This window comes from Methylobacterium phyllosphaerae (assembly GCF_001936175.1).
Lineage (GTDB): Bacteria > Pseudomonadota > Alphaproteobacteria > Rhizobiales > Beijerinckiaceae > Methylobacterium > Methylobacterium fujisawaense.
In genome coordinates, this window is record NZ_CP015367.1 from 900,897 (window position 1) to 914,770 (window position 13,874).

Genomic DNA, 13,874 nt, shown 5'->3' on the forward strand with positions numbered 1-13,874 from the left:
CATCTCTATAATCGTCTTCTTTGAGTGAATTATTGCTTTTCAAATAATCAATGATTTCATTTTTATTCGAAGAAATAAACAAAATATCATTTTTAGAAATTGCTCTTGATTTACCCGAGATTAAAATCTTATCATCTCTCACCGAAATACTATTGCCTGCGGAGGTGATATAGTTGATAAAATCTCTTATATTCATATTTCCACCGTGATAATTTCATCCAATGTTTGCGAAAACTCAAAGAGTTTTGGGCAAACAAACAGATCCCGGACTTCTGCGGCGTAGCCGAGCTGACGCAGGCGGCTGAGCAGGCGAACGGCCAGGAGGGAGTGGCCGCCGAGTTCGAAGAAGCTGTCGTGGCGGCCGACCCGCTCGACCCCGAGCAGTTCCTGCCAGAGGCCGGCCAGGACGGCCTCGATCCCCTCCCGCGGCGGCTCGTAGGCCTGGCGGGCGTAGGCGTCGACGTCCGGATCCGGCAGCGCGCGGCGGTCCAGCTTGCCGTTGGGGGTGAGCGGCAGGGCGTCGAGGCGCACGAAGGCGGCCGGGACCATGTAGTCGGGCAGGCGGGCGCTCAGATGGGCGCGCAGCGATCCGGCGAGATCCTCCTCCGGCGCGGCCACCACGTAGGCGACCAGGCGCTGGGCCGAGCCCTCGCCCCGGGCGACGACGGCGGCCTCGCGCACGGCGGCGTGTTCGGCCAGGCGCGCCTCGATCTCGCCCGGCTCGATGCGGAAGCCGCGGATCTTGACCTGATCGTCGTTGCGACCGAGGAACTCGATGTTGCCGTCGGGCAGGTAGCGGGCCAGATCGCCGGTCCGGTACATCCGCGCGCCCGGTGCGGGGCTGAACGGGTCCTTCAGGAAGCGCTCGGCGGTCAGGTCGGGGCGGTTGAGGTAGCCCCGGGCCACGCCCGCGCCGCCGATGTACAACTCGCCCACGGCGCCCAGCGGCACCGGCGCGCCAGACCCGTCCAAAAGATAGAGACGAAGATCCGGTAATTTCTTGCCGATCGGACTTGCATTAAGATAAGTATCTTTTCTATTTATTAATCGACATGTTACATGTACAGTCGTCTCAGTTATTCCATACATATTATATATTTCAGGACCACATTCCGGATGTGCCTTATACCATTCCCTAAGATTGGACGTTTCAAAAGCCTCTCCCCCAAATATTATTTTCTTCAGGCTTGTCTGACATTTATTTGCGAGGTGCTCTGCCAAAAATACTTTAAAATAAGTCGGTGTTTGATTTAGTACCGTTATATTCTGGTCGCACACTAATCGATAGAATATACTAGGCGAACGAATGGCGTCAGCAGAAGCAATTACTAATTTTCCACCATAACGCAGCGCCCCCCAAATCTCCCACACAGAAAAATCAAAACTGAAAGAGTGAAATAAACACCAAACATCATTTGATCCGAATGAATAAATATCATCAGTAGAAGAAAACAATCGCTCAACTTGAGCATGTTCGATCATGACACCTTTTGGCGTTCCGGTGGATCCGGAGGTGTAGATGACGTAGGCGAGATGGCCGGCGGTGAGGCCGAGCTCGGCCGGATCGGGATCGCCCTCGGGCAGCCCGGCCTCGCCGGGCAGCGGCCGGTCGAGCGCCAGCACCGTGTGCCCGGAACAGGCCTCGCCCAGAACCGCGCGCCCGACGCCGTCCGTCAGCAGTAGCCGCGGACCCGCATCCGCCAGGATCCGGCCCAGGCGCTCCGACGGGTAGGCCGGATCGAGCGGCACGTAGGCCCCGCCCGCCTTCAGGATCGCCAGAAGCCCGACCACCATCGCCGGGCTGCGCTCCAGGCAGATCGCCACCCGTTCGTCGGGTCGGACCCCCAGGCCGATCAGGTGATGCGCCAGGCGGTTCGCACGCCGGTTCAACTCGCCGTAGCTGAGGCTGACCTCGTCCTGCACCAGGGCGGTCGCGTCCGGGCTGCGGCGCACCTGCTCCTCGAACAGCTGGTGGACGCACAGCTCCGAGGGATAGGCCGCCTCGGTGCGGTTCCAGGTCTCGAGCAGAAGCTCGCGCTCCGCCCGGGGCAGCACGTCGAGCCGACGGACCGGAAGGGCCGGCTCGGCGACCATGGCTTCGAGCACGGTGAGCAGATAGCCCAGATGCCGCTCGACCGTTGCGGCATCGAACAGCGCCGTCGCGTAGCCAAGGGCGCCGCCGATGCCGTCCTCGCTCTCGGACAGAGACAACTCGAGGTCGAACTTGGCCACATCGTACGGAAGCCCAGCCGGCTCGGCCTCCAGCCCCGGCAGGACCAGCCTGGCCTCCTCGGTGTTCTGCCAAGCGAACATGACCTGGAACAGCGGCGTGTGATCCAGACGCCGCGGCGGCTGGACGATCTCGACCACCTGCTCGAAGGGCAGATCCTGGTTGTCCTGCGCGTCCAGGGCGGCCCGACGCACCCGAGCCAGCACTTCGCCCACAGCCGGCTCACCCGACAGGTCGAGCCGCAGGGCCAGCGTGTTCACGAAGAAGCCGATCAGCCCCTCCGTCTCCGTCCGGCCACGGTTGGCCGTCGGCGTGCCGATGACGAGGTCGTCCTGACCGGACAGCCGAGCGAGCACCGCGGCCCAAGCCGCGAGCACGGTCATGAACAAGGTCACGCCGTGTTGCCGGCTCAGATCCTTGAGCGCCCGGGACAGGCTGGCCTCGATGCGCACCGGGAGCGAGCCGCCGGCGAAGGATTGCTGGGCCGGACGCGGACGGTCGGTCGGCAGGGCGAGCAGGACCGGCGCATCCGCCAGAACCCGGCGCCAGTATCCAGCCTGGGCCTCGAGGCGCTCGCCGCTGAGCCAGCGGCGCTGCCAAGCCGCGTAGTCCGGGTACTGAAGCGCCAGAGGTGCCAGAGGGTCCGGGCGCCCCTGGCTGAAGGCGGCGTACAGAGACCCGAGTTCCCTGAGCAGCACGGCGGCAGACCAGCCGTCGGAGACGATGTGGTGCTGGGTCAGCACGAAGACATGGTCGGCCTCTCCCAGACGGATCAGGCAGCCGCGGATCAAGGGCCCTCGGGCCAGATCGAACGGGGATTGGACCTCCTGGGCACACAGCCGCTCAAGCTGCACCTCTGCATCGGCGGCACCGTACAGGTCGTGCCGGGCGAGGGGCAGGCCGGTTCCGGACGGAAGCAGTTCGACCCGAGGCAGGCCCTCGGGGGCGCTGAACAGACTGCGCAGGGCCTCGTGACGGTCCAGGATCCGATCCAGGCTTCGTTGCAGAGCCGGGACGTCGAGCTCTCCGCGCAGGCGCAGGGCCAGAGGCACGTGGTAGGTCGCGCTCACGCCATCGAGCTGCGCCAGGAACCACAGGCGCTGCTGGGCGAAGGACGGCGCCAGAGGCGCGTCACGGGAGACCGGCTCGATCGACGGCAGCGCCTGGGGCCCTGAACGGACAAGGGCGCCGTCGATGGTCGCCGCCAAGCCGGCCAGATCCGGGCTGCCGAACAGGGCCGCCAGAGGCAGCTGCACGCCCAGGGCCTGCGGCAGGCGGCTGAGCAGGCGAACGGCCAGGAGGGAGTGGCCGCCGAGTTCGAAGAAGCTGTCGTGGCGGCCGACCCGCTCGACCCCGAGCAGTTCCTGCCAGAGGCCGGCCAGGACGGCCTCGATCCCCTCCCGCGGCGGCTCGTAGGCCTGGCGGGCGTAGGCGTCGACGTCCGGATCCGGCAGCGCGCGGCGGTCCAGCTTGCCGTTGGGGGTGAGCGGCAGGGCGTCGAGGCGCACGAAGGCGGCCGGGACCATGTAGTCGGGCAGGCGGGCGCTCAGATGGGCGCGCAGCGATCCGGCGAGATCCTCCTCCGGCGCGGCCACCACGTAGGCGACCAGGCGCTGGGCCGAGCCCTCGCCCCGGGCGACGACGGCGGCCTCGCGCACGGCGGCGTGTTCGGCCAGGCGCGCCTCGATCTCGCCCGGCTCGATGCGGAAGCCGCGGATCTTGACCTGATCGTCGTTGCGACCGAGGAACTCGATGTTGCCGTCGGGCAGGTAGCGGGCCAGATCGCCGGTCCGGTACATCCGCGCGCCCGGTGCGGGGCTGAACGGGTCCTTCAGGAAGCGCTCGGCGGTCAGGTCGGGGCGGTTGAGGTAGCCCCGGGCCACGCCCGCGCCGCCGATGTACAACTCGCCCACGGCGCCCAGCGGCACCGGCGCGCCGGACCCGTCCAGGATGTAGATCCGCGTGTTGGCGATCGGACGACCGATCGGCACAACATCATCAAGCAGAGATATTTCATGAGCAATATCATAAATGACACAACCAACCACCGTTTCGGTTGGCCCGTATTCGTTAACTATTCTGCTTCTTTTAAAAGACCGACGAATTAGTTCTATTGTACTTTTTGTTAATCTCTCGCCACCAATGACAAATAGAGTGTGATAAGATATTCCGTTTTTTTGAAAATTCTCAGCTAGAGACGCGTCTATGAAAGAAGGCGTCAGTTTCAGCATCACATCGTTTGCATTTAAATTGCATCTTATACTGTATGCTTGATTTTGATCAGATACCAATCGAATGAAGCCGCCAGAGAGTAGAGGACAAAATAGACTTGTTATAGTACCATCAAATGAAATAGATGACGAAACCACGGAATTCCTTGGTTCGTATGCATATACTGCCCACGTTAAATAATTATTCAATCCCCGATGTTCGATCATGACACCTTTTGGCGTTCCGGTGGATCCGGAGGTGTAGATGACGTAGGCGAGATGGCCGGCGGTGAGGCCGAGCTCGGCCGGATCGGGATCGCCCTCGGGCAGCCCGGCCTCGCCGGGCAGCGGCCGGTCGAGCGCCAGCACCGTGTGCCCGGAACAGGCCTCGCCCAGAACCGCGCGCCCGACGCCGTCCGTCAGCAGTAGCCGCGGACCCGCATCCGCCAGGATCCGGCCCAGGCGCTCCGACGGGTAGGCCGGATCGAGCGGCACGTAGGCCCCGCCCGCCTTCAGGATCGCCAGAAGCCCGACCACCATCGCCGGGCTGCGCTCCAGGCAGATCGCCACCCGTTCGTCGGGTCGGACCCCCAGGCCGATCAGGTGATGCGCCAGGCGGTTCGCACGCCGGTTCAACTCGCCGTAGCTGAGGCTGACCTCGTCCTGCACCAGGGCGGTCGCGTCCGGGCTGCGGCGCACCTGCTCCTCGAACAGCTGGTGGACGCACAGCTCCGAGGGATAGGCCGCCTCGGTGCGGTTCCAGGTCTCGAGCAGAAGCTCGCGCTCCGCCCGGGGCAGCACGTCGAGCCGACGGACCGGAAGGGCCGGCTCGGCGACCATGGCTTCGAGCACGGTGAGCAGATAGCCCAGATGCCGCTCGACCGTTGCGGCATCGAACAGCGCCGTCGCGTAGCCAAGGGCGCCGCCGATGCCGTCCTCGCTCTCGGACAGAGACAACTCGAGGTCGAACTTGGCCACATCGTACGGAAGCCCAGCCGGCTCGGCCTCCAGCCCCGGCAGGACCAGCCTGGCCTCCTCGGTGTTCTGCCAAGCGAACATGACCTGGAACAGCGGCGTGTGATCCAGACGCCGCGGCGGCTGGACGATCTCGACCACCTGCTCGAAGGGCAGATCCTGGTTGTCCTGCGCGTCCAGGGCGGCCCGACGCACCCGAGCCAGCACTTCGCCCACAGCCGGCTCACCCGACAGGTCGAGCCGCAGGGCCAGCGTGTTCACGAAGAAGCCGATCAGCCCCTCCGTCTCCGTCCGGCCACGGTTGGCCGTCGGCGTGCCGATGACGAGGTCGTCCTGACCGGACAGCCGAGCGAGCACCGCGGCCCAAGCCGCGAGCACGGTCATGAACAAGGTCACGCCGTGTTGCCGGCTCAGATCCTTGAGCGCCCGGGACAGGCTGGCCTCGATGCGCACCGGGAGCGAGCCGCCGGCGAAGGATTGCTGGGCCGGACGCGGACGGTCGGTCGGCAGGGCGAGCAGGACCGGCGCATCCGCCAGAACCCGGCGCCAGTATCCAGCCTGGGCCTCGAGGCGCTCGCCGCTGAGCCAGCGGCGCTGCCAAGCCGCGTAGTCCGGGTACTGAAGCGCCAGAGGTGCCAGAGGGTCCGGGCGCCCCTGGCTGAAGGCGGCGTACAGAGACCCGAGTTCCCTGAGCAGCACGGCGGCAGACCAGCCGTCGGAGACGATGTGGTGCTGGGTCAGCACGAAGACATGGTCGGCCTCTCCCAGACGGATCAGGCAGCCGCGGATCAAGGGCCCTCGGGCCAGATCGAACGGGGATTGGACCTCCTGGGCACACAGCCGCTCAAGCTGCACCTCTGCATCGGCGGCACCGTACAGGTCGTGCCGGGCGAGGGGCAGGCCGGTTCCGGACGGAAGCAGTTCGACCCGAGGCAGGCCCTCGGGGGCGCTGAACAGACTGCGCAGGGCCTCGTGACGGTCCAGGATCCGATCCAGGCTTCGTTGCAGAGCCGGGACGTCGAGCTCTCCGCGCAGGCGCAGGGCCAGAGGCACGTGGTAGGTCGCGCTCACGCCATCGAGCTGCGCCAGGAACCACAGGCGCTGCTGGGCGAAGGACGGCGCCAGAGGCGCGTCACGGGAGACCGGCTCGATCGACGGCAGCGCCTGGGGCCCTGAACGGACAAGGGCGCCGTCGATGGTCGCCGCCAAGCCGGCCAGATCCGGGCTGCCGAACAGGGCCGCCAGAGGCAGCTGCACGCCCAGGGCCTGCGGCAGGCGGCTGAGCAGGCGAACGGCCAGGAGGGAGTGGCCGCCGAGTTCGAAGAAGCTGTCGTGGCGGCCGACCCGCTCGACCCCGAGCAGTTCCTGCCAGAGGCCGGCCAGGACGGCCTCGATCCCCTCCCGCGGCGGCTCGTAGGCCTGGCGGGCGTAGGCGTCGACGTCCGGATCCGGCAGCGCGCGGCGGTCCAGCTTGCCGTTGGGGGTGAGCGGCAGGGCGTCGAGGCGCACGAAGGCGGCCGGGACCATGTAGTCGGGCAGGCGGGCGCTCAGATGGGCGCGCAGCGATCCGGCGAGATCCTCCTCCGGCGCGGCCACCACGTAGGCGACCAGGCGCTGGGCCGAGCCCTCGCCCCGGGCGACGACGGCGGCCTCGCGCACGGCGGCGTGTTCGGCCAGGCGCGCCTCGATCTCGCCCGGCTCGATGCGGAAGCCGCGGATCTTGACCTGATCGTCGTTGCGACCGAGGAACTCGATGTTGCCGTCGGGCAGGTAGCGGGCCAGATCGCCGGTCCGGTACATCCGCGCGCCCGGTGCGGGGCTGAACGGGTCCTTCAGGAAGCGCTCGGCGGTCAGGTCGGGGCGGTTGAGGTAGCCCCGGGCCACGCCCGCGCCGCCGATGTACAGCTCGCCCACGGCGCCCAGCGGCACCGGCGCGCCGGACCCGTCCAGGATGTAGATCCGCGTGTTGGCGATCGGACGACCGATCGGCACAATTCCATTCTGATTGTCGGCAGAATAAATACCATCGACGGCAACGTCAGTGATCTCGGTCGGACCGTAGCTGTTTACGATAGAAACTTCCTTGCCGATCCCGGCCCATACAGGAAGCTGATCGATCTTGATCTGTTCACCACCGAGAACAACGAAACGCAACTTCCGCGGAGGCGTCGGGGCTTCGCCTGATGCGACGTAAAACTGCGAGGGTGCGCAGTTTAGAACTGCAGAGTGCGTATCGTGTACAAGATTGATGAGTGAGCTTCCCGCAAACGAGCTTGGAGGCGCCAGCACCACGACGGCGCTTGAGATCAAAGGAGAAAATATGTTCTTCAAGGTCAAATCAAAGGAAAACGACGAAACTAAGAGAACTCTATCCCCGGGCCGGAGAAAAACACGGGCATAATGCAGATACAGATTTGTACAGCCTGTGTGATGCGCCATGACACCTTTTGGCGTTCCGGTGGATCCGGAGGTGTAGATGACGTAGGCGAGATGGCCGGCGGTGAGGCCGAGCTCGGCCGGATCGGGATCGCCCTCGGGCAGCCCGGCCTCGCCGGGCAGCGGCCGGTCGAGCGCCAGCACCGTGTGCCCGGAACAGGCCTCGCCCAGAACCGCGCGCCCGACGCCGTCCGTCAGCAGTAGCCGCGGACCCGCATCCGCCAGGATCCGGCCCAGGCGCTCCGACGGGTAGGCCGGATCGAGCGGCACGTAGGCCCCGCCCGCCTTCAGGATCGCCAGAAGCCCGACCACCATCGCCGGGCTGCGCTCCAGGCAGATCGCCACCCGTTCGTCGGGTCGGACCCCCAGGCCGATCAGGTGATGCGCCAGGCGGTTCGCACGCCGGTTCAACTCGCCGTAGCTGAGGCTGACCTCGTCCTGCACCAGGGCGGTCGCGTCCGGGTTGCGGCGCACCTGCTCCTCGAACAGCTGGTGGACGCACAGCTCCGAGGGATAGGCCGCCTCGGTGCGGTTCCAGGTCTCGAGCAGAAGCTCGCGCTCCGCCCGGGGCAGCACGTCGAGCCGACGGACCGGCGTGGTGGGGGCGTGCTCCAGCGCCTCGACGAGGCTCTCCAGCGATCGCCGCATGAGCGCGCAGACCCGGTCGGGGGAGAGCGGCTGAACGACCTGTGCCGTCAGGCCGAGGGCGTGGCCGTAATCCTCGACCGACAAGATAAAGGGGTAGTTCGTGCGCTCCTCGCCGCCGAGCCACTCGATCCCCGCCAGGGCGTGGGATCGGTCCTCGACGGCAGGCGCGGCGACGTTGTGCCGGTAGTTGAGCAGGGCGCTGAACAGCGGGGTCGGCGCGGCCACGGCGCTGCAGCGCTGGGCCAGGGCGAGCGAGCCGTGCTCGTGGCGCAGCAGGTCGGCGAGCCGGGCATGGGTCTGGCGCACGCTTGTCTCGACATCGACGTCACCGAGATCAAGCCGCAACGGCAGCGTGTTGATGAACAGGCCCATGGCCTGATCGGCGCCGTCGCCGGCCCGCATGCGCCCGAACAGGACCGTGCCGAACACGACCTGCTCACGGCCGCTGGTTCGAGCGATCACCTGTCCCCAGGCGAGGTGACACAGGCTGGCCAGGCTGACGCCGAGCCGCCGGGCCTGGGCGCGGAGCTGGTCGTTGAGCCCTGGAGGCAGGTCCCACCGCGCCTCCTGCACGGCGGTGCCGTCGCGGCGCACATCCAGCAGGCCGAACGGGGCGGTCGGCTCATCGATGTCGGCCAGCATGCTGCGGAAGAAGCGCTCGTGCTCCTCCTGCGGGATGCCCAGGCGCGCTTGCGCGATCAGGTCGCGATAGGGACGGGGCGGGGCCAACTCCGCGCCGCGGCCGGAGAGAAACGCCTCGACCTCCGCCCGGCTCACCTCCAAGGTGGAGTGATCGACAATGAGGTGATGCTGAAGTTCGTGCACCAGCCAGCGCTCAGTGCCGGGCTCGCGCGCGATGGCATAGCGCAGCAGGGGGGCCTGGGTCAGATCGATCCGGAAGTGGCGCGGATCGAAGCGGCGCGCCATCTGCTCGGGGCCGGGACCGCCATGGGGATCGAGCTCGACCTCCGTGACGACGAGCGGCGCCTTGCGCCAGACCACCTGAGCCGGAACGGACAGCTGATCCCACACGAAGGCGGTGCGCAGGATGTCGTGGCGATCGACCACCCGTTGCATGGCCGCAAGATACCGATCGAGAAGCGCGCGATCGGGGAAGGCCATCTGGCTGGCCTGGAGATAGGGATCGCCGTCGCTGGCCAGCAGGTGATGGAACAGTATCCCGTCCTGCAGAGGGGACAGGCTGTAGATGTCCTGGACGTTCCCCACGCCCCCGGGAACACCCGCGACGATGCGCTCGATATCCGCCTGCGTCAGCTCGATCAGCGGCAGCATGCCCGGCGTGATCACACGGGTTCCTGCCGCGATCACGTAATCTGGGAGTGCGACCTTCCCGTCCTGATACTGAACGGCGGCAAAGGCCTCCAGGGTAGGGCTGGCGAACAGATCCCGGACTTCTGCGGCGTAGCCGAGCTGACGCAGGCGGCTGAGCAGGCGAACGGCCAGGAGGGAGTGGCCGCCGAGTTCGAAGAAGCTGTCGTGGCGGCCGACCCGCTCGACCCCGAGCAGTTCCTGCCAGAGGCCGGCCAGGACGGCCTCGATCCCCTCCCGCGGCGGCTCGTAGGCCTGGCGGGCGTAGGCGTCGACGTCCGGATCCGGCAGCGCGCGGCGGTCCAGCTTGCCGTTGGGGGTGAGCGGCAGGGCGTCGAGGCGCACGAAGGCGGCCGGGACCATGTAGTCGGGCAGGCGGGCGCTCAGATGGGCGCGCAGCGATCCGGCGAGATCCTCCTCCGGCGCGGCCACCACGTAGGCGACCAGGCGCTGGGCCGAGCCCTCGCCCCGGGCGACGACGGCGGCCTCGCGCACGGCGGCGTGTTCGGCCAGGCGCGCCTCGATCTCGCCCGGCTCGATGCGGAAGCCGCGGATCTTGACCTGATCGTCGTTGCGACCGAGGAACTCGATGTTGCCGTCGGGCAGGTAGCGGGCCAGATCGCCGGTCCGGTACATCCGCGCGCCCGGTGCGGGGCTGAACGGGTCCTTCAGGAAGCGCTCGGCGGTCAGGTCGGGGCGGTTGAGGTAGCCCCGGGCCACGCCCGCGCCGCCGATGTACAACTCGCCCACGGCGCCCAGCGGCACCGGCGCGCCGGACCCGTCCAGGATGTAGATCCGCGTGTTGGCGATCGGACGACCGATCGGCACAACATCGCCCGCATAACCAGCCGGACATTGCCACGACGTGACATCGATCGCCGCCTCGGTCGGACCATAGAGGTTGTGCAACTCGGCCCGCGGCAACAAATGGCAGAACTTGCGAAGGCTGGCAGCCTGCAGCGCCTCACCGCTGCAGATGACCCGCAACAACGACGCACAGCTGGCCGCCCCCTCTGTCTCGAGGAAGACCGATAGCATCGAGGGCACGAAGTGGATTGTCGTCACCCCCCGCCGGTTGATCGATCTGATGAGCGCGGCAGGATCTTTATGCTCTTCTGGGAGAGCGAGTACGAGCGTCGCCCCCGCAAGAAGCGTCCAGAAGAATTCCCAGGCAGAGACGTCGAAGCTGAAGGGCGTCTTCTGCAACACCACGTCCTGCTGGCTGAGACGGTAGGTTTGCTGCATCCAAGTTAGACGGTTGACGATGGCTCTATGCTCGTTGAGCGCACCTTTTGGCGTTCCGGTGGACCCGGAGGTGTAGATGACGTAGGCGAGATGGCCGGCGGTGAGGCCGAGCTCGGCCGGATCGGGATCGCCCTCGGGCAGCCCGGCCTCGCCGGGCAGCGGCCGGTCGAGCGCCAGCACCGTGTGCCCGGAACAGGCCTCGCCCAGAACCGCGCGCCCGACGCCGTCCGTCAGCAGTAGCCGCGGACCCGCATCCGCCAGGATCCGGCCCAGGCGCTCCGACGGGTAGGCCGGATCGAGCGGCACGTAGGCCCCGCCCGCCTTCAGGATCGCCAGAAGCCCGACCACCATCGCCGGGCTGCGCTCCAGGTAGATCGCCACCCGTTCGTCGGGTCGGACCCCCAGGCCGATCAGGTGATGCGCCAGGCGGTTCGCACGCCGGTTCAACTCGCCGTAGCTGAGGCTGACCTCGTCCTGCACCAGGGCGGTCGCGTCCGGGTTGCGGCGCACCTGCTCCTCGAACAGCTGGTGGACGCACAGCTCCGAGGGATAGGCCGCCTCGGTGCGGTTCCAGGTCTCGAGCAGAAGCTCGCGCTCCGCCCGGGGCAGCACGTCGAGCCGACGGACCGGCGTGGTGGGGGCGTGCTCCAGCGCCTCGACGAGGCTCTCCAGCGATCGCCGCATGAGCGCGCAGACCCGGTCGGGGGAGAGCGGCTGAACGACCTGTGCCGTCAGGCCGAGGGCGTGGCCGTAATCCTCGACCGACAAGATAAAGGGGTAGTTCGTGCGCTCCTCGCCGCCGAGCCACTCGATCCCCGCCAGGGCGTGGGATCGGTCCTCGACGGCAGGCGCGGCGACGTTGTGCCGGTAGTTGAGCAGGGCGCTGAACAGCGGGGTCGGCGCGGCCACGGCGCTGCAGCGCTGGGCCAGGGCGAGCGAGCCGTGCTCGTGGCGCAGCAGGTCGGCGAGCCGGGCATGGGTCTGGCGCACGCTTGTCTCGACATCGACGTCACCGAGATCAAGCCGCAACGGCAGCGTGTTGATGAACAGGCCCATGGCCTGATCGGCGCCGTCGCCGGCCCGCATGCGCCCGAACAGGACCGTGCCGAACACGACCTGCTCACGGCCGCTGGTTCGAGCGATCACCTGTCCCCAGGCGAGGTGACACAGGCTGGCCAGGCTGACGCCGAGCCGCCGGGCCTGGGCGCGGAGCTGGTCGTTGAGCCCTGGAGGCAGGTCCCACCGCGCCTCCTGCACGGCGGTGCCGTCGCGGCGCACATCCAGCAGGCCGAACGGGGCGGTCGGCTCATCGATGTCGGCCAGCATGCTGCGGAAGAAGCGCTCGTGCTCCTCCTGCGGGATGCCCAGGCGCGCTTGCGCGATCAGGTCGCGATAGGGACGGGGCGGGGCCAACTCCGCGCCGCGGCCGGAGAGAAACGCCTCGACCTCCGCCCGGCTCACCTCCAAGGTGGAGTGATCGACAATGAGGTGATGCTGAAGTTCGTGCACCAGCCAGCGCTCAGTGCCGGGCTCGCGCGCGATGGCATAGCGCAGCAGGGGGGCCTGGGTCAGATCGATCCGGAAGTGGCGCGGATCGAAGCGGCGCGCCATCTGCTCGGGGCCGGGACCGCCATGGGGATCGAGCTCGACCTCCGTGACGACGAGCGGCGCCTTGCGCCAGACCACCTGAGCCGGAACGGACAGCTGATCCCACACGAAGGCGGTGCGCAGGATGTCGTGGCGATCGACCACCCGTTGCATGGCCGCAAGATACCGATCGAGAAGCGCGCGATCGGGGAAGGCCATCTGGCTGGCCTGGAGATAGGGATCGCCGTCGCTGGCCAGCAGGTGATGGAACAGTATCCCGTCCTGCAGAGGGGACAGGCTGTAGATGTCCTGGACGTTCCCCACGCCCCCGGGAACACCCGCGACGATGCGCTCGATATCCGCCTGCGTCAGCTCGATCAGCGGCAGCATGCCCGGCGTGATCACACGGGTTCCTGCCGCGATCACGTAATCTGGGAGTGCGACCTTCCCGTCCTGATACTGAACGGCGGCAAAGGCCTCCAGGGTAGGGCTGGCGAACAGATCCCGGACTTCTGCGGCGTAGCCGAGCTGACGCAGGCGGCTGAGCAGGCGAACGGCCAGGAGGGAGTGGCCGCCGAGTTCGAAGAAGCTGTCGTGGCGGCCGACCCGCTCGACCCCGAGCAGTTCCTGCCAGAGGCCGGCCAGGACGGCCTCGATCCCCTCCCGCGGCGGCTCGTAGGCCTGGCGGGCGTAGGCGTCGACGTCCGGATCCGGCAGCGCGCGGCGGTCCAGCTTGCCGTTGGGGGTGAGCGGCAGGGCGTCGAGGCGCACGAAGGCGGCCGGGACCATGTAGTCGGGCAGGCGGGCGCTCAGATGGGCGCGCAGCGATCCGGCGAGATCCTCCTCCGGCGCGGCCACCACGTAGGCGACCAGGCGCTGGGCCGAGCCCTCGCCCCGGGCGACGACGGCGGCCTCGCGCACGGCGGCGTGTTCGGCCAGGCGCGCCTCGATCTCGCCCGGCTCGATGCGGAAGCCGCGGATCTTGACCTGATCGTCGTTGCGACCGAGGAACTCGATGTTGCCGTCGGGCAGGTAGCGGGCCAGATCGCCGGTCCGGTACATCCGCGCGCCCGGTGCGGGGCTGAACGGGTCCTTCAGGAAGCGCTCGGCGGTCAGGTCGGGGCGGTTGAGGTAGCCCCGGGCCACGCCCGCGCCGCCGATGTACAACTCGCCCACGGCGCCCAGCGGCACCGGCGCGCCGGACCCATCCAGGA

At 67.4% G+C, this 13,874-nt stretch carries 1 protein-coding gene (only partly in view); it reads right to left on the bottom strand.

Features of this window, described 5'->3' with window-relative positions; all coding sequences use genetic code 11:
- Positions 1 to 192 precede the first annotated feature (192 nt).
- A protein-coding gene (locus MCBMB27_RS04065; RefSeq protein ID WP_472436455.1) for a non-ribosomal peptide synthase/polyketide synthase crosses the window boundary here: on the bottom strand, positions 193 to 13,874 show its final stretch. Its footprint extends 17,974 nt past the window's final position; 13,682 of the gene's 31,656 nt are visible here — the last part of the coding sequence; the start codon falls outside the window, past its right edge; it ends in the stop codon at positions 193 to 195.